We start from the raw sequence: 24,819 nt of genomic DNA, 5'->3' as shown, positions 1-24,819 counted from the left end.
AATTATTAGAATGCTCGTTCTGAACTGAGGAACTGTGCAAGGCGCGGCAGGGTTGGGTTATCAAACATCTCTGTCGGACTGCCCTGCGCGGCCACGACACCCTGATCCATAAACACGATGCGATTCGAAATGCTTTTCGCGAACTGCATCTCATGCGTCACCAGCAGCGAGGTAATGCCGGATGACGCCACGTCTTTAATCACTTTCAGCACTTCACCCACCAGCTCAGGATCGAGCGATGAGGTCGGTTCATCAAACAGCATCACATCAGGACGCACCGCCAAAGCACGGGCGATACCGGTACGCTGTAACTGGCCGCCAGACAGCTGCGACGGATAGTGATCGAGCTTGGCACCCAGACCCACACGCTCCAGCTCCTGCACGGCGATGTCGCGCGCTTGCTGTTTGGTTTTACGCTGGATGACGATCAGCGGATCCATCACGTTTTCCAGCACCGTCATGTTTTTGAACACGTTAAATTGCTGGAACACCATGGCGGTGCGCAGACGGATCGCCTGGATCGCCGCTTTATCCGGTGACTGATAATCCATGCGGATCTGATCCAGTTGAATGGTCCCGGCTGACGGCTTCGCCAGATAGTTAATGCAGCGCAGCAGCGTGGTTTTACCGGTGCCGCTTGGCCCGATGATCGACACCACATCGCCGCGTTTTACCGACAGATCAACCCCTTTCAGGATCGGATTGCTGCCGTAAGCGAGCGTAATATTGTTGAGTTCTAACATCCGGTGCAGCCCTTATTTGTTCAGGTCAGCATGGCCGAGCACATGCATCAGACGGTTGGCCCAGCCGAAAATGGCGATGGCGTGGATCAGATCGATAATCTCCTGATCGTTCATGCCGACGGCACGCAGTGCCGCCACATCTTCCGGCGTGGCCTCAGAAGGCGTAACCGATAAACGGCGGGCAAAGCGGTAGATCGCCGCATCGCGTTCACCTAATACATCCGCTCTATCAAAATAGATGGCACTGACCACGGCGTCACTGTCGGCCAGCTGCGCATGACGCCGCGCGTGCACTACCGCACAGTAGCGGCAACCGTTGACGATCGAAGCACCTAATGCGCCCAGCTCACGATCCGCACGATCGAGGCCACCTTCGACATACATAATGGCGTTGAACAGCCCGGTACGTGCGGTGTAGCTCTCGGGATCGTGCACCAGCGTGCGCACGTATTCTGAGATCTTCTTGTTGGACGGCGTGACTTTCATCGCATCGAGCTGCGCCGGTGTCGCCTGTTCAACATCCACTGGCGTGATATACGGATGCCAGTGCAGCGGCTTGAGATTTACCGACGGAATCATGCGGACCTCATCAAACGTAAGCCAGCCGCCACGCGCGTCTGGAAGTTAACAAAGGCGATCAGCTCAGAGAGCGCAACAATTTGCGGGTTGCTCAAACCGGCCTGCTCCAGCAAGCGAATATGCTGTTCGGTAGCCTGAATGGGCTGCTGCGTCACCATGTCAGCATGGCGCGCAATCGTGGCCAGTGGTTCTTCCGACACAGCACAACCCGAGGCCAGCGCCAGCAAGGCTTCAGACGGATTTAACGCCGCCAGCTGCGCCTGGTAATCACGTTGCAGCGGCGCATCGTAGTTCAACACCGCCATACGCTGCGCCAGTGCCAGACGCAGATCCGCAGGTAAACCCTGATCCTCTTCCGGCGCGAGTACTGACACACGGCACGCTTCCGCGCCCTCAACAAATTCGGGACGCAGGCGGCGCGTCTGATACAACGCCTCTTCTGGTGTTAATCCGGCTGCTTGATCAATAGCGTCGCTCACAACGCGTTCTCCTGTTTTAGTAACGGGGTTGAATCCACCCATTCATCGCCCTGTAATTCAGGGGTGTCAAAAGCTTGTAAGTTGGCGTAGTGCTGCTCGACGTCCTCGGCAAACAGCGAGGCGGTAATACCGCGCACCAGGCGATCGGCACCGGCGCTTACCGCAGGAATGTCGCCGGAGACTTTGCCGTGCGTCAGCATGGCGGCATCGTTGAAGCAGTAGATGTGTGCCAGCATCGGGCAGGCATCAGGCGTCAGTTCGCGGAACTCGAATGAAGGGCCGAGATCCGGCGCTTCCAGCAGGCTGTGGCGCGGATTGCCCATCTCAGGTTGATAGCGACCGTCAGACCAGCTGCGAATATGCGGCGCAATGGCGGCAAACTCCGGGCGGCCGTGGAAATCGTTGGTGAAGCCGGTGGCGGCGATCAAAAAGTCGTAGTGCAGTGCGCCCTGGGTGGTTTCAATCAGCAGGCCGTTTTCTTCCTGTTTAACGGCGTTAATGCCGCAATCGAGGAAGAAGCGTGCATTGTCATGACGGGACACGCGCAGAGTGGAAGAGCGCGGCGGTGGCGTTTGCGTCGCGGCGGTGTAATCGACAAATTTCCATTTCCACGCATCCGGCAACTGATGCATGCCGTGCACCACGCCCTGACTGCCAATGCCGGTCATCTTGTTGATGCGCGGCATTTCTTTGCGGCGAATCAGCAGATCGACGGCAGCAGCGCCCTGTTCCAGCGCGGTGGCCGCGTTATCCATCGACGAGGCGCCTGCACCAATCACCGCAATGCGCTTGCCTTTTAAGGCCGTGAAATCGATGTCATCAGCGGAGTGTGCCCAGAACTGGCGATCAATGCCCCGCAGGAAATCCGGCACAGCGAAGCCACCGAGGCCTGAACGTCCGGTGGCCAGCACCAAACGGCGCGTGTAAACACGCTCGGTTTCGGCACCCTCCAGATCCAGCGCAATCAAATCCCCGGCCTGTGCAATGCTGGTGACACGCACGTTGTTGTGCACCGGCAGATTTAGCACTTTGCGATACCAAATCAGGTAATCCATCCACTGCGCTTTAGGGATTTTGTCCAGCTCCTGCCACGCCTCCTTGCCCCACTGCGCCGTGAACCAGGCGCGGAAGGTCAGTTGCGCGAGGCCGAGAGCCGGGCCGTGCAGCGTTTTTGGTGAGCGCAGGGTTTCCATACGCGCAAAAGTGATCCACGGCCCCTCCAGCCCAGCGGGTGCGGCGTCATAAGCCACCACATTGCTGATGCCGGTGAACTGTAATTTGGCGAGTGCCGCCAGACCGCACATGCCCGCTCCAATCACCACTACATCGCGTACCGGCGCACTCTGAAAGGTGCGTTCCGGTACCCAGGATTTGGCGGGCAGTTCCAGAAATTCCAGATCCTGCTGAAGCTGAGCTTCTAATGCAGCAAGACCTTTGGCGGCATACGTCATAGAGAGATTTCCCTGGTGTCAGCGATCGCGTTGAGAGCGAGCGAAAACGATGAAAACACGCCGATGATCCTACCTTTTTAATTATCTATAAAACGCATAATAGGTAGCTAACAATCATCAATACGCATAATAGGAGCTAAGTTTTCGCATAATCCTCTTGCCCTAAATGTGAGTCAAGATTTTCGCTCAGGATTTGACCAATGGATTTCTTATATCTTATGCCGAAAAAGTTATAAGCGTTGAAAATGAAGGGATTCATCGCGCCTGATAAGTCATGAAGCCGCGGAACTTTATCCTGCCGCTGTAGTGTAATAGGGCTATTGCGTGCCTAATGCATTCGGTTCAGATGCGTAGCGATGTGCTTCATCTATAATTGAAGCGCTAATGCAGTTGGATGAACTCAATTGCCCCGCTATGACTCCTGGTTTATCACTCGCATGATGCGCGGATGTTCACTGGCAGGCAGACGTTCAAACCCTGGCAGCAGCTGAGTAGCGGCGTCTGCCAGCGCTTCCACCAGTGCCTGGGCGGCGCTGGAAATCTGCCGGCCTTGCGGCGTGATCACGCCAAAGAAGTAAGGGATGTCTTCCTGAATCGGACGGATCGCCACTCCGGCCAGCGGCATGCCCCAGCCGGTGACCGGTTCGAGGATCGCCACGCCCAATCCGGCACGCACGCAGCCCAGAATATTTGCCGATGAGTTGGTTTCGATTGTTTCCAGCAGCGGCGCTTTGACTTTCTTCAGCGCTTTTTCGTAACGACTACGCAGGCGTTGCGGACTCCACGGTGCAATCAAACGGCGGCCAGCAAGCTGGCTCAGCGAAAGCGCACTGTGTGCCGCCAGTTCATCCTCTTCCGGTAGCGCAATTACGCACTGTGATTGCCCAATCCAGTGCAACTCCACCGCATGATGCTCCAGCGGCAAGCTGCACAAACCGATGTCTGCTTCAGCGGTAATCACCGCATGTGCCGTCTGTACGGCAGACTCACTGATGATTTGCACTTTGTTCTGTAAATTGAGTGCGGCCAGTGCCTGCGGCAATAACCCGGCGGCCAGTGCGGGCGTGGCAGCAATACTGAGTGGGCGATGCTGCTGATGCGCGATCTCTTGTGCGTGCAAGCGGATCTGTTGCAGCGACAGCAGCGCTTTCTGCACATACTGATGCAGCTGCAGTGCTTCTTCCGAGGGGTGAATACGCGGGCCGTTGCGGATAAACAGCGGATAACCCAGCGACTGCTCCAGCTCCTGAATCAGGCGGGAAACGGCGGGCTGCGAGCGGTTTAGTGCTTTGGCGGCCGCCGTCACGCTGCCGGCTGAAATTACCGCCGAGAAGGCTTCCAGCTGACGCAGATCGAGGTCGTTTAATGGAGTCATCGCGTGGTTACTTCCCTAAGTCATTGATCGTTCCCGACAATCATCCGGGAAAAAATCCATCATAGAGAGAGTTACGCGAATTAGCCACTCAATGAATACTGCCAACGATGCCCATTAAAAATGAGTGAGGCCAAGGTGTCGAATGAGAAGTATATGCAATGTCTTTACGAGTAATCACAATTTTAGCACAGCCTATTGGAGTCGGAGTTTAGCAAGCAGTGGATTAACAAGCTGTAGGGCATACATTACATAAATAGCGGGTGATAATGACATATACAATCTCATCCACTGACATATTTAAAATACAATAAAAAATACAATCAAAAAGTCATTACAGATTCAACTACTCGTTATTGCTCCAGTGAAATAACAAGTTTGCACATTTTTTAGTTTCAATTTCTCCTGACTTACCTTAACCACCAGGAATAATATGAAAGTCTCATATGTATTCATTTTGTTATTTCTTTCACTCATTTCTCTAAGTGCGAAGGCAGTGATCAGTATTACTCGCGCTGAAATTCCTGCGGGTTCCTCCAGAATTGAAATAAGCTACAGCGCTTCCGGTGGAAATGCCACTTCACACATTGGATGTGGCGTTAGGTATTGTGGATTCGGCATTTGGGTAGTGAACAGCTCGGGAGCAACTGCAACAACACGCTATGCGCTACATAGTGGCAGCGGCGGAATGCCCGCTACAGATACCTGGTCAAATGCCAACATTACTTTTTTACGCAATTACCCCGCTAGCGCCTCTTTTACCGCAATTTTACCTTTAGGTTCCCCACCCTATTCGATTTGTGTGGGTGGCGGAACAAATGCTTTAGGCGCTAATTATCGAAACCAACCTGGCACTTCATGCCGCACAGTTTCTCTCCCCCCGGTTCCTACCAGTTGCTCATTCTCTGGATCTCCTAACATCAATCATGGCTCACTGCAGGCTGACAAAGTGAACGGAAAGCAGGATAGCGTTTCTATCAATGTATACTGTAATCGCGCCACCTCAGCCACTATCGGCAGCCTGGGCGGTACCATAAACCTGGGTGGCGGAGTGACTTCAACACTCACTTTTGATGGGCGCAGCTCAGGTTCTATTTATCTGTCCAGCGGCAACTCTACCCATACAGTATCCTCAACATTAAGGGCAACAAATCCCACGCCCGGTGATAAGAGCGGCAGCGGCACCATTGTGATCAACCTACCCTGAGCCGTCAGTAAAGAGACCGCATCTAATCAGCTCCTGTCCTCACGGCCCGGCAATTGCCGGGTTTTTTATCGCTAAACTTGCATAGAAAACGATTGCGCCCGAAACTATTCTCTCCCTAATCCTGAATCGCATGGAAGAGAAAGGAATGGCGTTATGACGCAGAATGGCATCCCAGCTAACCGCCCCCTGTTGCTCGCGCTGCTGGTCGCAGTCACCTTCTTTATGGAAAACCTCGACGCCACCGTCATCACCACCGCTATTCCCCAAATGGCGCGCGATTTCGCTGCCAGCCCGGTAGCGCTTAACGTGGGTGTGAGTGCATATTTACTGGCTGTGGCGGTGGGTATTCCGATGAGCGGCTGGTTAGCGGAACGCTACGGAGCACGCACGGTGTTTGCCTGTGCGATTCTGGTATTTACTGTTGCGTCGATACTGTGTGGGCTCAGCGATACCCTGCCAATGTTCACGTTAAGCCGCGTTTTGCAGGGCATTGGTGGCGCGATGATGGTGCCAGTCGGTCGTATGGTAGTGCTCCGTGTGACCGAAAAAAAAGACATGGTGAAAACCATCGCCTTTATTACCTGGCCGGGATTGATTGCCCCGGTGCTCGGTCCACCGCTCGGTGGCTTGATAGTGACTTACGGACATTGGCCGTGGATCTTCTGGCTCAATATCCCGCTCGGCATTATCGCCATTGTTGCCACCGTTTATCTGGTGCCCCAGTTTAAAGCAGAACAACCGCGTCCGTTTGATGTGCGCGGATTTGTGCTGACCGCTACCGCCTGCACGGCGCTGATTATCTCCCTGGAAGCGCTAGGACAAATGCATCTCAGCCTTGGCATTCCATTGCTGTTACTTGGCGTGTTGTGCAGTGTGCTGGCCTATCGCCACAGCTTCAGCCATCCGCAACCGCTGTTGCCGTTCAGTGCCATGACTATTGATACTTTCCGAAATGCCGTTGTGGGCGGTTCACTTTTTCGTGCTTCGATAAACGCCGTGCCGTTTCTGCTTCCTCTGCTATTCCAGCTTGGCTTTGGCTGGAGTGCTGCGCAGGCAGGCGCCATGGTGCTGTGGGTATTTGCCGGTAATCTGGCGATGAAACCGGCCACCACCTGGCTAATGAAGCGATTTGGCTTTCGTCAGGTGCTAATGGTGAACGGCTTAATCAGCCTGGTCGCAATGTTGGGTTGCCTGCTGCTCAGCCCTTCACTTGGCTATTTCGCGATTGCTGCCATTCTGTTTATCGGCGGGTTGTCGCGCTCGCTGCAGTTCAGTTGTTACAACAGCTTAGGGTTTGCCGATGTACCCCAGGCCAAAATGAGTGACGCCTCTGTGGTGTTTAGTATCTTCTTCCAGTTCAGCATGAGCGCCGGCATTGCACTTGCCGCCCTGTTCTTACGCGGAGCCATGCTGTGGCACGAACATGCAACCATTAAGCAGAATGACATTCATATCGCTTTCGCGGGTGTAGCTTTGCTGGTGCTGGTGTCCTTGTTTGATGTCTGGCGGCTGGAGAAAAATGCCGGAGCACAGGTGCTGAGTCGTTAACAATAAAACTGCCTGCGCGGATAATGCGTGGGCGGCTTTATTCATGGCTAGCTCATCAGGAGAATCATGGCTTATTAATAAGTATCATTAACTGTTCTCGTAATATTTCCGACGCTGCTCACATTAAACGCTATCTTGCGATGTTATAGTTTTCAGCAATTGGATCGATAGGTTATTCAGATTAAAATATCGACATCCTGTTTCCTCTATCCTTTTATCACTTCATTTGTAATACATCCCTGACAAATAGCCCATTCACTCACTACATCATCAGAAAATAAATCTTATTTTCATCAGATTGATCGCTATTCATAATACCTTCCAACGACGCCAATAAAAAGAATCATAAGGCTGAGCGAAAATGAATCGTGCAGTTTCTAACCTGCATATTCAAGGAGCACCTGATAGCAGTGTGCAAATACTGACACTTCGTCAATATAAAGGCGTAATACATCGCTTACACCTCTGATGAAGCATCAGTGAACACCATGTTTTAAATATAAAAACATCGGCAAACAAAATGGAAGATATTAAATGAAAAAGTGTATTATCGCCCTGTCCGTATTAAGCCTGTTTACTGCTTCCTCTGTCTACGCTGCAGGAAACACAGGTAAAGTGACTTTCACCGGTTCAATTATTGATTCTCCGTGTTCTATTGCTCCAGGATCATTAGATCAAACTGTATCGCTGGGTGCTATTTCTAACGTGCTGCTGGCAGACAGTGGCAACACGGGTAGCTCAACCCCTCAGATTTTTAAAATCGAACTGGAAGATTGTGTTATCGCCACTGCCGGTACGAATGACAAAGTGACTGCACGCTTCACCGGTGCAACCTCTTCCTATGATCCAGAAAGCCTTGCGTTGACCGGCGGTACCGCACGAGGTGCATCAATCCAGATGTTCACCAATGACGGTGAGAAAGTGAAAATTAATACCCCAACTGCCGCCCAGCAAGTATTCAACGGCAGCAATACCCTGACCTTCACCGCCAATGTTAAGGGTGGTGGATCTACTGCAACCATCGTTCCCGGCACATTCCAGGTGCCTGCGAACTTTGTGCTGAGCTACAACTAATCGGCCATTTCTCTCCCCTTAACCTGCGGCGATTTTGTCGCAGGTTTTTTCAACTGGATAAACTGGGAACGAATCTTTGAAGCGTATGATTTCAGGTAGTTTTAAACCCGTGATTCTACTGACCATCATACATATATCGATGCTGGCGAAAGGTGCCTTTGCCGCGGGTGAAAGTATCTCACAAGTGCACATTACTGGGTCCATTGTTGGAGCCGCTTGCAGTATTAGTTTAGGTTCGCCCGACCAGACGATAAATATCGGAAACCATCCCGTTAGCGAAATAATAAAAGTAGGTCGTGGGCCAAACCACTTCTTCTCAATCGCTTTGTTAGGTTGCATGTTGTTTGAAAACGACACACAGCAAGCTGAAATAACCACGATTAAACTCATGTTCGATGGTGAGGAAGATGGGGGGCATTTTAAAGTATCAGGTTCTGCAAACGGCATAGCAATGATGATTAGCGATCACCATGGAAATCTAGCCTTTCCCGGAAAACATCTGAGTCAGAGCAAATTAAACAGTGATATGCAATTTAACTACCGACTAAACCTGATTGGTAACAAGGACGTCATTCGCTCAGGCGACCTACATTTAACACTTCGATTTAGAATAGATTACAATTAAAAAGGGAAACTATTATGCTGATGCGTTTTTTTTGGCATGCATTTGCCATTTCATTAATAAGCATATTAGTATTTTTTTCCTGCATCCTGGGAGCGAGAAGCACGCTCGCTGGCTCAGACATTCAGTTCAATACTGATGTGCTGGATCTTAAAGATCGTAGCAATATCGACATTAGCCAGTTTGCACGTAAGGGATTTATTTTACCTGGTGCATATACTCTCGCAATAAACATCAATTCAATCACGCTGCCAGAACGCGTGGTCAATTTCTATGCCTCTGAAGAAAACGAAAATGAAACCTTAGCCTGTATCACTCAGGAACTCATTCCTCTTCTGGGTTTGAAGGATAAGTTCTCCTCGCAGCTTCAATGGTGGCATCACGGGGAATGCTTAAATCTGAACAGTGTTGCAGGGATGTCAACGCGAGCTGATTTAGGTAAATCAACGTTACTGATCAACATTCCTCAAGCTTTTTTGGAATATAGCAGTTCTTCATGGGATCCCCCCGCACGATGGGAAGAAGGCATAGCGGGTGCGCTGTTTGACTATAACCTCAATTTTCAGACCATTAAGCAAAATGCGGTAGGCAGTAAAAGTCATACAAATTTATCGGGTAATGGCACGACCGGTGCCAATCTGGGTGCCTGGCGCGTACGTGCGGATTGGCAGGGTCGATATGACCATCAATCTGCAGGTGGCGGCGCACAAACTCCGCAGAACTGGGACTGGAATCGGTTTTATGCGTTTAGGGCAATAAAAAGACTGGGTGCCAAATTAACGCTGGGCGAAGACTATCTGAACTCATCGATTTTCGATGGCTTTCGTTTCACGGGTTTAAGTCTGGCGACAGATGACAACATGCTGCCCCCGAACCTCCGCGGCTATGCTCCTGAGATCAGTGGTGTGGCGAAAAGTAACGCCAAAGTCATCATCAGCCAGCAGGGTCGCGTCATTAAAGAGGTGCAAGTAGCGGCAGGACCGTACCGCATTCAGGACCTTGATAGCGCCGTTTCCGGCAATCTGGATGTTCGCATTGAAGAACAGGATGGCAATATTGAACAATTTCAGGTCAATACAGCGACTATCCCTTACCTGACCCGCCCAGGACAGATTAGATACAAGTCCTCAATAGGCAGACCTTCAAATTTCGCACATCACACTGAAGGGCCACTCTTCGCGACGGGCGAACTTTCATGGGGAATCAGTAATGGTTGGTCCCTGTACACCGGTGGAATGGGCGGTGGTGACTACCATGCCCTGTCTCTTGGCGTCGGCCGGGACTTACTTGCACTGGGCGCAATTTCCACAGATGTCACTGTCTCAAATTTAAAAGACCAAAACCGTGACACGCAGAGAGGCAATGCCTGGCGCGCAAGTTATGCCAAACGATTCGAGGATACAGGTAGCCAGGTATCATTCGCTGGCTATCGTTTTTCGGACGATGGTTTTCGTTCGATGGGAGATTACCTCAATGGTTTAAAAGGTAATGTCGATAACGGGCGCAGCAAAGAAATGTATACGGTTTCTTTGAACCAGCAATTTGAATCGCTAAACCTTGCCACTTATCTCAATTACAACCATCAGACGTATTGGAATCAGCAGTCAAATGACCGCTATGACTTCTCATTGTCAAAAAACATGGATTTGATGAAGTTTAAAAATGTTAGCCTGTCATTAACTGCATATCGAAGCGCATTGGGTCAAAACAATGACAAAGGCGTATATATGTCATTATCACTTCCTTGGGGGCAATCTGGCACCGCCAGTTACAATAACTCTTACTCAAAAGGTAATAACCTCAATAGCGTGAGTTATTATGACCGCATGGGTGATGCTGATTCCTATCAGATTAGTGCTGGCGTGGCTAACAGTGATGCTGATATCGGAGGTTACTACACGCACAAAGGCAGCCTCGCCCAATTAAACACGTCAGTGAGTTACCGTGAGAGTCAATATCAAGCATTAGGTATGTCACTGCAAGGCGGTGCAACCCTCACTCCAAATGGTGGCGCATTTCACAGTAGCAGCGTTGCGGGTAGAACACGTATGTTAGTTGATACCGATGGCGTTGCAGGTGTGCCTGTTTCCGGCTTCGGTCACTCGATCAACACCAACTATTTTGGTAAAGCCGTTATTACGGATATCAATAGTTATTATCGTAATAGTATCCGAATCAACCTCGATAAATTAGCTGATGACATTGAGGTAATGAAATCCGTTTCCCAAGGTACTTTAACTGAAGGTGCTATTGGCTACCGCAGGTTCAATGTTACTCATGGTGGAAAAGCCATTGCCACGGTCCGTCTTGAAGATGGTTCAGCACCGCCTTTTGGTGCAAGCGTATTTAATCTGAAAAATCAGGAAACCGGCATTATCAACGATGATGGCAATGTCTATTTGAGCGGTATTCAGCCTGGCGAAGCGATGACGGTGCGCTGGAACAATGCCGATCAGTGCACCATAACGCCTCCACTGAATCTAACCAATGAAATAACCACAAACTTACTGCTTCCTTGCATTAAAGTTTAATCAAGAAATCACTTATAAATATTACATTTAATAATTAAGAGATGAATTCTCATGAAAAAAATAACATTGAAAAAAGCAGTCATTATCACATTAACACTCAATACTGGCGTACAATCTGCCGTGGCAGCTGTCTCTCTTGACCGAACGCGAGTCATCTATCCGGGTTCAGAAAAATCAGTCAGTTTAACGGTCAGTAACAAAAATGAATCACTGCCTTATCTCGCCCAGGGCTGGCTTGAGAATGATAAAGACGAAAAACTTGAAAATAACAGTCCTTTTATCGTCGTTCCTCCGATTCAACGTATCGAACCGAAAGAAGAAAGCCAGGTCAAAGTTCAGGCTTTAACCTCATCTGAGGCATTTAAAAAACTTCCTAACGATCGTGAATCGCTCTTTTACTTTAATTTAAGAGAGATCCCACCTAAAAGTGACAAACCTAATGTCCTGCAGATTGCATTACAAACACGGATCAAGTTTTTCTATCGTCCGGCAGATTTAGCCGAAGCCGCTGCGGCTCAGCATGCAACGCCTTTTCAGGAAAAAATGACATTAATAAAATCGGGTGACCAATATACAGTTAAAAATCCCACTCCTTATTACATTACCCTGATTGGTGCAAGCGCCAAGAAAGAAGGCAACGTTATTAAAGGTTTTGAATCCATTATGATCCCTCCTTTCAGTCAGGCTCCACTGGGGGGAAGTGCATCATCTTTGGGTAAGAGCCCGGTTTTAGTTTACGTGAATGATTACGGTGGCCAGCCATCGCTGATATTCAGTTGTAAGGGAAACGAATGTCATGTGGATCCGCAACACAATGGATAATTTGGCACAATGAATATGAGAATAAATCCGTTTATGAAGAAATCCACTCAAAAATGCATGGCATTGCACATATGCGTTTCCATCATGGCATTATTATTTTCACCGCTGGCATTAGCAGTGTTTAAAAATGGCACAATTGAGAGCCACTTTGGTGTATTGCGCGTTTATGGGACGTTAACTGAAAGTGCATGCTATCTGGATATGCATTCAGCCGACCAGTCGATTGATTTAGGTAACATTACGACAGCAAACTTCCATAATGTCGGTGACCAGGGCCCATTAATTCCTGTGTCGCTAAAATTACATGATTGTTTACGTAATGCATCAGACCCTCAACGGGAGAGAGATAATGTTGCCTGGAGCGCGCATCAACCGGCTGTGTCGTTTTCTTTCACTGGCGTAGAGGATGCGGCTAATCCACAGCTTTTTCAGGCCCAGGGGGTTAAGGGCATCGGATTACGTTTAAAGGACGCATCATTCAATAATATTATTATTGGCCAACGAGGCAAACCAGTGTTATTGCAACCTGATGATAGTCAGGTCGTTTATTACATTACTGCGGAACGCACTCGAGGCGAATTAAGAGCAGGAAACTACTCTGCCAACATAAATTTCAGGTTGAGCTATGAATAGTCTGGTCTCTCCACTTGCATACACTTGTGCTGCCATATGCTTAATGAGCCTGGCTCCGACTAAGTCTGGATATGCTTTTTCTGTAGGAGCCAGCGTTAAAGTTAAAGTCCTCGCGCCGCCCTGTGATCTCAACAAAGGAAACGACATTGCTGTCGATTTTGGTAAAGGTATTCTCGCTTCGACGATTAACGGGAAAAATTATGAAAGAACGCTATCGTACACACTTGAATGCCCTGCTACGGTATCAAAACTGCTAAAAATGCAGTTTTCAGGCACGGGAGCTGCGTTTAACTCAACCCTATTGAGTACTAACAAAAATAACCTGGCCATTGAGCTTAAATATGATGGCGTTAAGGTGCCAGTCAACGATTGGTTCAACTTTACCTATCCTGATCAGCCTAATTTAACGGCTGTCTTAGTGAGAAACAGTACGGGTGGGATTAGCCTGGGATCATTCTCTGCGACAGCAATGCTGACGGTTGAATATCAGTAGATGGTACATGTGTATGGTTAATGAAGTTTTTTAATCTTTTCAATTTCATTGAAAAATATCCAGAGGAATGGCCATAAATGTAATTAAGTTTCCGTGTGAAGGCATCGCATTCCGTAAACGGCTTAGCAGTGAAGCTTCGCAAGCCTATTGCACGCGATGCCGTCACATGGATTAGCAATGGCAAACACCAGTCAATTTCAAAGCAGCATCAACACTGCCCGCCATTCTTCCATTTTTCGCAATAATGACTTCGCAAACCCGGCTATTCTGCCGCGCCACAGGCTGTGCCAACCTTTAGACAGGGTTCGGGATCATCCCGGCCACCACTAAAGGACACTGATGATGAAACTCTACCACTTCCCGCTTTCTGGTCATGCGCACCGTGCACGTCTGTTCCTGTCCCTGCTCGACCTGCCACACGAGGTGATTGATGTTGATCTCGCTAACGGTGAACACAAATCCCCGGCGTTTCTCGCCATCAACCCATTCGGCCAGGTGCCGGTGCTGGAAGATGACGGCGTGTATATCTCCGACTCCAACGCCATTCTGGTTTATCTGGCGAAAAAATCAGGCCGCAGTGAGTGGCTGCCCGAAGATGCGCTGGGCGCGGCGCAGGTACAGCGCTGGTTATCGGTGGCGGCAGGCGAACTGGCTTATGGCCCTTGTGCGGCACGCTTGATTACCGTTTTTGGCCGCCCGTTCAACCCTGACGAAGTGATCGCCCGTGCGCACACCATTTTGGCGCTGATGGATCAACATCTTACCGGGCGTGAATGGCTGGTCGGCGATCGCCCAACCATCGCGGATATCGCACAGTACAGCTACCTGATCGGCGCGCCGGAAGGCAATGTGGATCTCTCTGGCTATCCAGCGGTCAATGCGCTGTTACGCCGTATTGAAGCGTTGCCGGGCTTTGTTCCCTTCCCGCAAACCGCTGCCGGTCTGCGCAGCATCGCGTGAGTTAACTATCATGGGCGAGAAACTTCCGGTATGGCATGCAGGTGAAATAGCCCTGCAGCAGCAAGCGGGCGTGGCCGAACGCATGGCGGAGGTCGGTCAGCGTGTGATTCGCGATTATATGCCCGACCAGCACCGCGACTTCTACGCGCAATTGCCGTTTATCGTGGTAGGCAGCGTGGACCCGCGAGGCGATGCCTGGGTTACGCTGCTGGAAGGCCAGCCCGGTTTTATTTTCTCGCCCAATGCCACCACGCTGGATATTGCCGCCCAGCCGGATGCCCGCGATCCGGCTGCTGCCGGGTTCACTGATGGCGCTCCGGTTGGCCTGCTCGGCATTGAGTTGCACACCCGTCGCCGTAACCGCATGAACGGCGTGTTGAGCGCGATTGGCGGTGGCTTTCGGGTACAGGTGGAGCAGAGTTTCGGCAACTGTCCGCGCTATATTCAGCTGCGCGATTTCCGCTTTGCTCGTTCGCCTAATGAGCCTGCTATAGGTGAGGTTGAAGTGCTCAGCACGCTCGATGAGGCGGCCCGCAACACCATCGCCACCGCCGATACGTTTTACGTTGCGACTTATGCCGAGCATCAGGTTGATGCCTCGCATCGCGGCGGCAAACCCGGCTTTGTTAGAGTCGATGAAGATGGCCTGCTGACCATTCCCGATTTTAACGGCAACCTGTTTTTCTCCACGCTCGGCAACATCCAGCAAAACGGCAAAGCCGGGCTGCTGTTTATGGATTACCGCAGCGGCGATACGCTGCAGATGACCGGCGATGCCAGCGTGATCCTCGACTCGCCGGAGATCGCTGCATTCCAGGGCGCCGAACGGTTGTGGACATTCCGCCCGCGCCGCATCGTGCGTCGTCATGCCGCCCTCGCCTTGCGCTGGGAAACGAAAGCAGGCGGTATCTCACCGGTGTCAGAAATGACGGGTGACTGGCAATCGGCTGCCGAACGCCTGCGTGCCAGCGAACTGGCGCGACGCTGGCGGCCGTTTAGGGTGACGAAGATTGTGGATGAGAGCGCGTCGATTCGCTCGTTTCATCTGATGCCGGATGATGGCGCCGGTTTGCTGCCACATCAGGCAGGACAACACCTGCCGATTCGCGTGCAGTTGCCCGGTACAGACAAACCGCTGATTCGTCACTACACCCTGTCGGTTGCGCCGTCGGACGGTTTTTACCGCATCAGCGTCAAGCGCGATGGTGTGGTCTCGCGCTATCTGCACGATCATCTACAGGTTGGCGACAGTCTTGAAACGCGAGCGCCAGCCGGTGATTTCACTATCAATGCGCAAGAGACACGCCCAGCGGTTTTAATTGCGGCGGGCGTCGGCATCACCCCGATGCTGGCGATGCTGCGCCATCTGGTTTATGAAGGACGCAGCAAACAGCGCATGCGCCCCACTTACTTTATCCAGTCCGCGCGCAACAAAGCGGAACGCCCTTTTGTCCGTGAACTGGATGCGTTGCTGGCGGCCTCACAGGGCGCATGCAAAATGGTGCGCGTGTTGAGCCAGCCAGAGGAGGCAGAATCAGGATTCGATTACGATGTCGCTGGGCGCATCGATATGGCGCTGCTTTCACAGGTGCTGCCCTTTAACGACTACGACTTTTACCTGTGCGGCCCGCCGCAATTTACGCAGGCGTTATATGACGGGCTGCGCAGCTACAATATCGCGGATAGCCGTATACACGCCGAAGCCTTTGACCCGTCCTCGCTGCAGCGCCGCATGGATGCGCAGCAAACAGAACAAACCTTACTTCCGATTTCGACGCAATCCATACCCGTGATGTTTATGAACTCAGCCAAAGAGGCGCGCTGGATGCCGAATAGCGGATCGCTGCTGGAACTGGCCGAAGCATGCGGTCTTAGCCCGGAGTACAGCTGTCGTGAAGGACATTGCGGATCGTGCAAAACGCGGATTCTAAAGGGAGCGGTAACCTACCCGACTGCGCCGAGTGCCAGCGTGGCAGAGGGGGAGATATTAATCTGCTGCGCGCAGCCGGCACAGCAGAATGGCGATATCGAGCCGATTCAGCTCGAGTTATAACGCGGGATTGTCGTTCAGATACAGCGTGAGGACGTTACACGAAAAGTAGTGCAAACCTGCGTTTATGCAGCAATATTTTTAAGCTCAATCATCGAGGACTTGCAGAAAATGCAGGTCGCACCGTGAGGATTTTTGGGGCTGACATCAAATACTGACTTACGGTATTGAGAGCCCTGACACTGAGGACATCTCATAAAATAGGTGAACAAATTAATATTAGAGACCTGTAACATTGATTGCTGAAGGGCCTTTCGGTCCATCTTGTACGGAGAATTCAACATGCTGCCCCTCTTCAAGGGAGCGGAAATCACTACCGGTGATAGCAGAGAAATGTACGAAGACATCTTTGCCGCCATTTTCAGGGGTAATAAAACCGAAACCTTTTTCAGAATTGAACCATTTTACAGTACCGAGAATTTTATTAGACATAATTAATACCTTTTCTTTTTTTGCCGTGAGGCTGAGTAAACTGAATCGCAGAGAAAAATCAGGACTGAGATAAAACTCAAAGAGAAAGGGCTTGTTTTCGGCACTGACGTAGATGAGAGATAAACTGTGAACTAACTTTGAAACTGTCTGCATATCAGACTGAAGTTCATTTACGCATGTCTAATGCAACATTGCAAGACAAAAGAAAAATAAACTTTCCATCCTTATGATTAATACTCTTAAAATAAAATAAACCCCTTTTAAAACAACATGATATTTTTTTCTTTCAGATTTTTCAGGGATTTAAAGGTGTTGCGGCCAGTTAACTGGCATAACTGGCCGCTGATCATCATGCAGACTATTTATCTACTGGCCCACAACCGCCAATAATTTTCGAGATAGAAACAGCCGGATGAAGCAGATAATCGTAATCACAGTTCTTTTCTTTGTTGTACACGCTTCCAGTACACCCAGACAGCAGAGTCACTACCGCAGCGGCAATTGAAAACTTAATGAGCTTATTCATAATAACGCGTCCATTTGTTAAAAGTGTTTTTAACTGATTAATTTCATCTCGTGAGTATTAACAGGAATTAATAAAACCTTTAATAATCATTAGAGTGTGAAGTTAAGAGCTCAAGGCTCCTAAGCCGGAAATTATCGATTAATCCCACTATCAAACACAATATTCATAATCCCTTTTCAATGGACACATTATCTGAAAAATTTGTAGTCAAAACCTGACAATAATAAAAGCGTCAGATATGCCTTAAAATAATACGCCTGATATAGACTAAACACCTAACTCATCCATATTAACAATGGATCGATCATAGGGTTATCACGTCGATTAGAACTTGGTCATTTTTATATGAATACAGGATAAAGAGTGGTGATACAGGGAAGTCTTACCTTAAACAATGCTGATGACGTGGCTATCAGTTTTTTAGAGCACGAGCATGATGTGAAGTGGAGCTAACGATTTCACCACCCCACAATAGCAAAAACCCAGCCATAAAGGCTGGGTTTTCAGAATGTTGGTGCCCGGACGCGGAATCGAACCACGGACACGGGGATTTTCAATCCCCTGCTCTACCGACTGAGCTATCCGGGCAACGGGGCGCATTAAACCCTACTCAGGCCGCACCGTCAAACGCTTTTCAGCAAAAATCCGCTGACTGCTGGCTTTTACAGCAACCTTCAGACCATCCGGTAAAAAATTTCTGCAACTACCAACTTTAGTGGTGAATTTTTAACCGCACCCGCCGATAACCGATGTGACGACAAATTCCAATTATAAGGTCCACCATGTTTAGCACTATTACATCGGGAATAATGTCACGCCTGGCGTGGCAGAAGCGCGCTCGCAGCAGCGCCACGCTCAGCTCGTTGCAGGAGGCGATTGCAATGGTTGAGTTTACGCCGGAAGGCCACATTCTCGCCGCCAATGAACTGTTTCTGGAGCGCATGGGATACACGCTGAAGGAGATTGCCGGCCAGCATCACAGCATGTTCTGTACGGCTGATTTAGTCCAATCCCCGCAGTATCGCGATTTCTGGCGCCGCCTGAACCGGGGCGAAGGCTTCAGCGATAAATTCCTGCGCGTTGCCAAGCACAGCCGTCCCATCTGGCTGGAGGCTAACTATGTGCCGGTGCAGGATCGCAGCGGCCGGGTGATTAAAATCGTTAAGCTGGCGAGCGACATCACCGCACGGATTATTGATGCGCAAGAGCAGCGCGCCATGACCACCGCCATTGAACGTTCGATGGCGGTCATCGCTTTTAACCTCAAAGGCGAAGTGCTGATGACCAATGACAATTTCCTCAAAACCATGGGTTATCGCAGCGATGAGGTGATTGGCGTCCATCACAGTCAGTTCTGCCCGCCGCAGATGCGCAACAGTGACGAGTATCGCCGCTTCTGGCACAAGCTGAATCAGGGTGAATTTATCTCCGGTCAGTTTGAGCGCGTGAACAAGCTGGGTCGCACCGTGTGGCTACGTGCCACCTATAACCCGGTGTTTAACGAAGCCGGCGAACTGTACAAAGTGGTGAAATTCGCCACCGATGTGACTGCACAGGTGGAGAAGAACCATCTGGAGCGCGAGGCGGCACAACAGGCGTATCAAACGGCGCTGCAAACCAGCGAAAGCACGCGCCTCGGTGCCACGGTAATTGAAAACAGTGTGCAAACCATCAATGAGCTGGCGGGCGAACTGCACGGTATTTCCGGCGATATCAGTAACCTCAGCGAATCCTCAGACCGCATTGGTGCGATTGTCGAGAGCATTCGCCGCATCGCCGATCAGACCAATCTGCTGGCACTCAATGCAGCAGTGGAAGCCGCACGTGCTGGCCAGCACGGTCGCAGCTTTGCTGTGGTGGCTAACGAGGTGCGCACGCTGGCGGCAAACATCAACCGCGCCACCACCGAGATCGAGAATATGGTGCAACATAACCACACTCTCGCCGAAAAAGCGTTAAAAGGCATCGAATCGAACCTGAAACGTGCCGATCATGGCGTCGTGTTAGCCAAAGAAGCGGGTGGCGTGATCTCTGAGATTCGCGGCAGCTCCAGCGAATTGGTGCGCGCCATCAGTCATGTGGCTGAGGCCTTGAAAGAAGAGTAATTTTTCCTGCTTTCTCTTCTTCTATTGCACTGCTGTGACATAAAACTGTCATGGCAGTGCAGTAATCTAGGATAAATCCTAATCAATGCCAGAATAATTCTTATGCAGCTGCCTGATTTACGCGCAGGATTAAACTCCCTGTCGAGCCGTTCCCGTGCGCGTTCGCTGTGCATTGAGGTGCCGTTTGTCAGTCCAGCCATGGACAACACAGCGGTCATGGCTCTGTTTACTGAACACAAAGATTTGATCGGTTTGCCAGTGATCGAGAACGGCACGCCGTTTGGCATGATCAACCGCCATATCTTCCTGTCACAGATGACGCGCCCGTTCTTCCGCGAACTCTATGACCGCAAAAGCTGCATCGCTTTTATGGACAAAGAGCCGCTGGTGATTGATGCCGATACCGAGTTGGATCAGGTGGCGCATCAGGTGGTGGCAACCGGGGATAAATCGGTCACCGACGGATTTATTTTGACCGAACAGGGCCGCTATATCGGCATCGGCTTGGGGATCGATTTGATCCGCACCGTCTCCGATTTGCAGGCGCAGCAGCACCAACAAATTTTGCAGAGTATCGATTATGCGCGCGTGATTCAGGACGCGATGCTTGATCGCTCAAAACAGCAAATGGCCCAGCAGCTCAATGACTGGTGCCTGCACTGGCAGCCGCGCGATGGCGTGGGCGGCGACTATTATGCATTCCATCAGGATGAACACGGCTGGCTGGCATTGATTGCCGACTGCACCGGCCATGGCATTCCGGGTGCCTTTATGACGGTGATCCTGCAATCCGCGCTGGAAAACGCGCTGCAGAAAAACCGTCGGGCACCGTCCGATCTGCTGCAATCACTGAATCGTCATATTAAACAAACCCTTGGGCAGCTCAATGCCACGCAGCAAACGTCGCTCTCCAATGACGGCTGTGATGCTATCGCGCTACGCCTTGATACTCGCCAACATCAACTCAGCTGGGCCAGCGCACGCATGCATGCGCTGTTACATCCGGCCGCTGGCGAAGCGGAATCGCTCAAGGCCGATCGCGTCGGTGTGGGTTACACCGATACGCCGCAGGATTACATCTGGCCGGAACATCAACGCACGCTGCATCCCGGCGATATGTTGTTGGTGATGACCGATGGCGTGACCGATCAGCCCGGCGGTGAACGCCATATTATGTTTGGCAAAAAGCGCATTCAGACGCTGGTAACACAATATCAAACCCTGCCGATGGACGAGTTGTCAGCGACCTTTGAGCGGGAATTTCTCAACTGGCAAGGCAACCAGCCGCGACGCGATGACGTCACCTGGTTTGGCTTCCGTTATTAATGAGCACCTTATGAACTCAGGTTCAACCCTTAGCCGCGTACCGCCAGAAAGCGTTGCACTGCACTATACTGGCTTCTTCTCGCCGCAGAACATCACCGCCATGGGCGAGGTGATTAAGGTCTTTCTGGAGAATCAGCAGGCGCCGGTGAAAGTGCGCCGCCGCTTGTTCTCCAGCTTTGTTGAAATCGTACAGAATATCCTGCGTTATTCGCAGGATAGCCGCGTCATGAACCACGCCGAGCAGGATTTTCGCTTCGGCACCGTTACGCTGCGCGTAGATGGCGACACCTACGTGCTGGAAAGCAGCAATCAGGTTGATGAAGTCGCCTGTGAGCAGCTGCGTTACTGGCTGGATTTGCTGCGTACCATGAGCAATGAAGAGATCAAACAAGCATACCGCGTAGGTCTGCGAGCTGAGAGCCCTGCCACAAGCAAAGGGGCCAACATAGGATTACTGACACTTGCCCGTGATGTCAGTGAACCGCTGGAGTATGAACTGCGTCCGCTGGAGTCCAGTGGTTACGCCACGTTTTGGCTCAAAGCCACCATTCACCAGGATTGAATTGTTTATGCAAAACCTTGTTATTGCTGCCACAGAAAGCACGCCCGAGGTCAATTTTGACTTCGAAAGCGGTCAGTTTTCCCTGCGCGGAGAATCCTGGCCGGAAAACGCCGCCGCCTTCTACCGTCCGTTGCTGGATGCGCTGGAAAGCTGGCAGCCCGCACAAAGCGGCCAGATCGAAGCCAGTATCGCCCTGCGCTATTTCAACAGCTCCAGCACCAAAATGCTGTTCAGCCTGTTTGATCTGTTCAATCAGCTGGCGCAGAAAGGCCAGAAGGTTGAACTCAACTGGTTCTTTGATGAAGAAGATGATGTGTCTGAAGAGTTCGGCCAGGAACTGGCGCTGGACTTTACCGATCTGCAGGTGAATCTGCGAGCGGAAATGGCCTCATGATGGACCTGAATGAGCTGTTTCGCGAAGAGAGCGAGGTGCTAACGCGCGCTCAGGATGTTGCGGCTCAGACCTCGCTCAGTGCAGATGATTATCGTAATGCGTTGCTGAACGTTAATCGCCACTATCAGCGCCTGATGCGCGAGACCTATCGCATGATCTCGCGCAGTGACCGTGCTGAACGCGAGCTGAACCGCGTCAATGAGCAGCTGCATCAACTGGCTCAGGAGCTGGAATACAAAGCCAGCCACGACCCCCTCACCGCTGTCTGGAACCGCGGTGCCATCATTCAGCGTATTACGAATACGTTGAGCAATGGCCCGGCGGCGCTGATCATTCTCGATATCGACCACTTCAAGAAGATCAACGATGAGTTCGGACATCCGATGGGCGATAAGGTGATTTGCGGCCTGGTGTCGCGTATTCAGACGCACTGTCCGGAAGATGCCAGCATTGGCCGTATTGGCGGTGAAGAGTTTACCGTGCTGCTGCCGCACTACCGTTTATCGGACGCGGTGATTGTCGCGGGCGCGATTCACGCCTCCCTGAACGCCTCGCCACTGGCGGTGCTGCCGGGTCAGTTAGTGACGGCCAGCCTCGGCGTGAGCTACGGCAAACCGGGTTCTGATTTCGAAACCCTGTATAACAATGCTGATGCCGCGCTATATGATGCGAAAAACCACGGTCGCAACCGGGTTTTCTTCCGCTAGAAGAGCCTTGTCGCGACAGCATTTATAGCGCAGAGATCAGCATTACCGCTCAGGATCGCGCGATAAATCGCACCGCGACGTTGGGTGCGATCTCGCGCAAATTAATTTTTCTGCGCCGTTTCTACCGGCGGCTCAGACGGTGGCGGCAGGAAGATGTGATCGAGAATATTGCGCATCAACGGTGCTGCCGTCACCCCTTCACTTCCCCCGTTTTCCAGAATCAACGCCACTGCGACTTTCGGATCATTAAACGGTGCGAACGCGGTATAGAAGATGTGGTCACGCAGGCGCGTCGGGATCATTTTCGCGTTGTAGACCTGGTTCTGCTTCAGACTGAACACCTGAGACGTCCCCGACTTCGCCGCAATGCCGTAAGGCGCGGTGTGGAAATATTTATAACCGGTGCCATTCGGTGCATTGGCCATGCCGAACATCGCGTGACGCACCAGCGACCAATACGGTGATTTTGGATCGCCAATCTGCGGCTGCGGGTCTTTCGGCTGATACAACTGCTGCTCGGTGCCGCGCTGCGATTTCTCCAGCAGGTGCGGATTAATCACCCGGCCATTGTTGAGCAGTGCCACCAGCGCTTTCACCATCTGAATCGGCGTCGCAATCCAGTAACCCTGCCCAATTCCCACCGACACCGTATCGCCCTGATACCATGCGTGTTTATGCACTTTCTGCTTCCACTCACGACTAGGCAGCAATCCTGAATACTCTTCATTAAGATCGATGCCGGTGGGTTTACCGTAGCCAAACTGGCTCAGCATGGTGTGAATACGATCGATGCCCATCATAAACGCCACCTGATAGAAGAAGCTGTCCGCCGACTCCTCAATCGCCTTGGTGACATCCAGCGTGCCATGCCCCGACTTTTTCCAGTCACGATATTTACGATCGGTGCCTGGCAGGGTCCAGGTCGGCGCGCCATAAATAGTAAAGCTTGGGGTGATCACCTTGGTCAGCAGCGCGGACATCGCCATATAGGGTTTAACTGTCGAGGCCGGTGGATACAGGCCTTGCGTGACACGGTTGATCAGCGGCAGATTTTTGTCCTGCAGCAACGTTTTGTAGGCTTTGTAGCTGATGCCTTTTACAAACGGATTCGGGTCATAGCTCGGCGCAGATACCATCGCCAGCACGCTGCCATCGCGCGGATCTTCAATCAGCGCCGCCGCACGCTGGCCGGCGAGCTGGCTCTCAACGTACTGCTGCAGATGTAAATCCAGCGTCAGATAGACGTTCTGGCCGGCAACCGGCGGCACTTCTTTCAGCACGCGCACAATGCGACCGTGGTTATCCACTTCCACTTTCTGATAACCGGTTTTGCCGTGCAAAATGGACTCGTAATAGCCTTCAATGCCCTGCTTACCGATGTTGTGGTCAGCAGCATAGTTTTCGCCGACGCCTTCGGCATTCAAGCGTTTGAAATCGTTATCGTTGATTTTGGAAACATAGCCCACCACATGAGCTAAATCGGCGCCATAGGGATACTCGCGGTCCTCATAGGTGTCGATGGCCACGCCGGTGAAACGGAACTGATTGACGGAGAAGCGCGCCACCTGCTCATCGGTGAGTTCTGCTTTTAGCTCGACCGGCTTATAGCGGCTGTTCTGTTTGAGTTCGTGCTCGAAGGTTTCAATTTCTTCCGGCGTCAGGTCGACAATGGGCGTCAGCTGCTTCAGCGTTTCCTGCATATTGTCGATTTTGTAAGGCGTCACGAGGATGTCGTACCAGGTGACGTTACGCACCAGCGGAATACCGTTGCGATCGTAGATCAACCCTCGCGTCGGCGCGATGGGGATCATTTTGATGTCGTTTTCGTTGGACCGCGTCTGGTAATAGCTGTGCTGATCCACCTGCAGACGATACAGGTTAACGCCAAGGATAATGAAACAGATGACGACCAGAGCAAAAGCGGCAAGCGCACGGCGGACAAACAGTTTTTCTTCAGCTTCGAAATTACGGAAATTCATCAGGGGGGCTTAGTCTCTTTGTTATCACGCTAATGATAAGCAGAGATGGCTTTAGAGCCAGCACGAAGATGCACAAGCCTGGGTAAAAGTGTGTCAGATGTTTACGAGGAGAGGTTCAGGTCGCCCTGAGTGGTATCGATGATTCCGAGCGGTGAGTAACGAGGTGGTGATAAATGGCAGGGTTCATTTCGCGCGAAGAAGAACAAGGTCGCCACCCATGACGA

General features: G+C 51.2%; 24 protein-coding genes and 1 tRNA gene. 15 read left to right on the top strand and 10 right to left on the bottom strand.

Annotated elements, in window-relative coordinates; translation table 11 throughout:
* Positions 1-5: 5 nt before the first annotated feature.
* The 5 genes from RT340_RS03890 to RT340_RS03870 form a co-directional block, all read right to left on the bottom strand.
* On the bottom strand, positions 6-743 hold the full coding sequence (locus tag RT340_RS03890; RefSeq protein WP_097118092.1) for an amino acid ABC transporter ATP-binding protein: 738 nt from the start codon (positions 741-743) through the stop codon (positions 6-8).
* A 12-nt stretch (positions 744-755) separates the two neighbouring features.
* Positions 756-1,322 carry a peroxidase-related enzyme gene (locus RT340_RS03885; protein ID WP_045814738.1) on the bottom strand — a complete coding sequence of 189 codons (567 nt, stop codon included), beginning with the start codon at positions 1,320-1,322 and terminating at the stop codon, positions 756-758.
* The gene (locus RT340_RS03880) at positions 1,319-1,801 is read right to left on the bottom strand and encodes a CMD domain-containing protein (RefSeq protein WP_097118093.1); all 483 of its coding nucleotides are present in this window, start codon (positions 1,799-1,801) and stop codon (positions 1,319-1,321) included. The genes RT340_RS03885 and RT340_RS03880 overlap by 4 nt, the downstream gene beginning before the upstream one ends.
* Positions 1,798-3,252 carry an NAD(P)/FAD-dependent oxidoreductase gene (locus RT340_RS03875; protein WP_313374224.1) on the bottom strand — a complete coding sequence of 485 codons (1,455 nt, stop codon included), beginning with the start codon at positions 3,250-3,252 and terminating at the stop codon, positions 1,798-1,800. Before RT340_RS03875 ends, RT340_RS03880 begins: the two co-directional genes overlap by 4 nt.
* A gap of 412 nt (positions 3,253-3,664) precedes the next feature.
* Positions 3,665-4,627 carry a LysR family transcriptional regulator gene (locus tag RT340_RS03870; RefSeq protein WP_313374222.1) on the bottom strand — a complete coding sequence of 321 codons (963 nt, stop codon included), beginning with the start codon at positions 4,625-4,627 and terminating at the stop codon, positions 3,665-3,667.
* 430 nt (positions 4,628-5,057) lie between these two features.
* On the opposite strand from RT340_RS03870, the gene RT340_RS03865 reads away from it, so the two are divergent.
* The 10 genes from RT340_RS03865 (at position 5,058) to RT340_RS03820 (ending at position 16,567) form a co-directional block, all read left to right on the top strand.
* Positions 5,058-5,831: a hypothetical protein gene (locus RT340_RS03865; RefSeq protein ID WP_211728580.1), complete on the top strand. Its 774-nt coding sequence runs from the start codon at positions 5,058-5,060 to the stop codon at positions 5,829-5,831.
* Between the two features lie 153 nt (positions 5,832-5,984).
* On the top strand, positions 5,985-7,379 hold the full coding sequence (locus RT340_RS03860) for an MFS transporter (protein ID WP_313374219.1): 1,395 nt from the start codon (positions 5,985-5,987) through the stop codon (positions 7,377-7,379).
* 534 nt (positions 7,380-7,913) lie between these two features.
* Entirely contained in the window at positions 7,914-8,453 is a 540-nt protein-coding gene (locus RT340_RS03855) for a fimbrial protein (protein ID WP_034823335.1), read from the top strand.
* 76 nt (positions 8,454-8,529) lie between these two features.
* On the top strand, positions 8,530-9,078 hold the full coding sequence (locus RT340_RS03850) for a fimbrial protein (RefSeq protein WP_141399012.1): 549 nt from the start codon (positions 8,530-8,532) through the stop codon (positions 9,076-9,078).
* A 14-nt stretch (positions 9,079-9,092) separates the two neighbouring features.
* Entirely contained in the window at positions 9,093-11,606 is a 2,514-nt protein-coding gene (locus RT340_RS03845; protein WP_313374214.1) for an outer membrane usher protein, read from the top strand.
* 51 nt (positions 11,607-11,657) lie between these two features.
* The gene (locus RT340_RS03840; protein ID WP_313374212.1) at positions 11,658-12,428 is read left to right on the top strand and encodes a fimbria/pilus periplasmic chaperone; all 771 of its coding nucleotides are present in this window, start codon (positions 11,658-11,660) and stop codon (positions 12,426-12,428) included.
* A 33-nt stretch (positions 12,429-12,461) separates the two neighbouring features.
* A complete protein-coding gene (locus RT340_RS03835; protein ID WP_313374210.1) occupies positions 12,462-13,061 on the top strand; it encodes a fimbrial protein in 600 nt (199 codons plus the stop codon).
* Positions 13,054-13,554 (top strand): fimbrial protein, encoded by a 501-nt coding sequence (locus RT340_RS03830; protein ID WP_211728577.1) that lies wholly within the window; start codon positions 13,054-13,056, stop codon positions 13,552-13,554. The genes RT340_RS03835 and RT340_RS03830 overlap by 8 nt, the downstream gene beginning before the upstream one ends.
* 342 nt (positions 13,555-13,896) lie before the next feature.
* A complete protein-coding gene (locus RT340_RS03825) occupies positions 13,897-14,514 on the top strand; it encodes a glutathione S-transferase family protein (RefSeq protein ID WP_160833122.1) in 618 nt (205 codons plus the stop codon).
* A 10-nt stretch (positions 14,515-14,524) separates the two neighbouring features.
* Positions 14,525-16,567 (top strand): pyridoxamine 5'-phosphate oxidase family protein, encoded by a 2,043-nt coding sequence (locus RT340_RS03820; RefSeq protein ID WP_313374207.1) that lies wholly within the window; start codon positions 14,525-14,527, stop codon positions 16,565-16,567.
* Positions 16,568-16,629: 62 nt separating this feature from the next.
* On the opposite strand, the gene RT340_RS03815 is transcribed toward RT340_RS03820, so the two are convergent.
* The 4 genes from RT340_RS03815 to RT340_RS03800 form a co-directional block, all read right to left on the bottom strand.
* Entirely contained in the window at positions 16,630-16,761 is a 132-nt protein-coding gene (locus tag RT340_RS03815) for a hypothetical protein (protein WP_370523022.1), read from the bottom strand.
* Positions 16,762-16,783: 22 nt separating this feature from the next.
* Positions 16,784-16,996, bottom strand: coding sequence for a cold-shock protein (locus RT340_RS03810; RefSeq protein WP_097118187.1), 213 nt, complete (start codon positions 16,994-16,996; stop codon positions 16,784-16,786).
* Between the two features lie 358 nt (positions 16,997-17,354).
* Positions 17,355-17,522, bottom strand: a complete 168-nt coding sequence (locus tag RT340_RS03805) for a YhfL family protein (RefSeq protein ID WP_071845640.1) — start codon at positions 17,520-17,522, stop codon at positions 17,355-17,357.
* Between the two features lie 512 nt (positions 17,523-18,034).
* Positions 18,035-18,110 (bottom strand) — tRNA-Phe (locus tag RT340_RS03800).
* Positions 18,111-18,304: 194 nt separating this feature from the next.
* Here RT340_RS03800 and RT340_RS03795 point away from each other — a divergent pair.
* From RT340_RS03795 to RT340_RS03775, 5 genes are all read left to right on the top strand, one after another.
* Positions 18,305-19,627: a methyl-accepting chemotaxis protein gene (locus RT340_RS03795; protein ID WP_211728575.1), complete on the top strand. Its 1,323-nt coding sequence runs from the start codon at positions 18,305-18,307 to the stop codon at positions 19,625-19,627.
* Between the two features lie 102 nt (positions 19,628-19,729).
* Positions 19,730-20,953, top strand: a complete 1,224-nt coding sequence (locus RT340_RS03790; RefSeq protein ID WP_313374201.1) for a SpoIIE family protein phosphatase — start codon at positions 19,730-19,732, stop codon at positions 20,951-20,953.
* Positions 20,954-20,963: 10 nt separating this feature from the next.
* Positions 20,964-21,515: a SiaB family protein kinase gene (locus RT340_RS03785; RefSeq protein ID WP_097118104.1), complete on the top strand. Its 552-nt coding sequence runs from the start codon at positions 20,964-20,966 to the stop codon at positions 21,513-21,515.
* Positions 21,516-21,522: 7 nt separating this feature from the next.
* Complete coding sequence (locus RT340_RS03780; RefSeq protein WP_160833659.1) at positions 21,523-21,909, top strand: DUF1987 domain-containing protein; 387 nt, start codon at positions 21,523-21,525, stop codon at positions 21,907-21,909.
* Entirely contained in the window at positions 21,906-22,616 is a 711-nt protein-coding gene (locus RT340_RS03775; protein ID WP_080748190.1) for a GGDEF domain-containing protein, read from the top strand. Before RT340_RS03780 ends, RT340_RS03775 begins: the two co-directional genes overlap by 4 nt.
* A 101-nt stretch (positions 22,617-22,717) precedes the next feature.
* On the opposite strand, the gene mrdA is transcribed toward RT340_RS03775, so the two are convergent.
* Positions 22,718-24,595, bottom strand: coding sequence for a penicillin-binding protein 2 (gene mrdA, locus RT340_RS03770; protein WP_313374193.1), 1,878 nt, complete (start codon positions 24,593-24,595; stop codon positions 22,718-22,720).
* Between the last annotated feature and the right edge of the window lie 224 nt (positions 24,596-24,819).

It is taken from the genome of Pantoea sp. CTOTU50773 (assembly GCF_032082325.1).
GTDB lineage: Bacteria > Pseudomonadota > Gammaproteobacteria > Enterobacterales > Enterobacteriaceae > Pantoea > Pantoea communis.
Note: the sequence above shows the minus strand (reverse complement) of the source record. Positions and strands in the feature narration are given on the sequence as shown.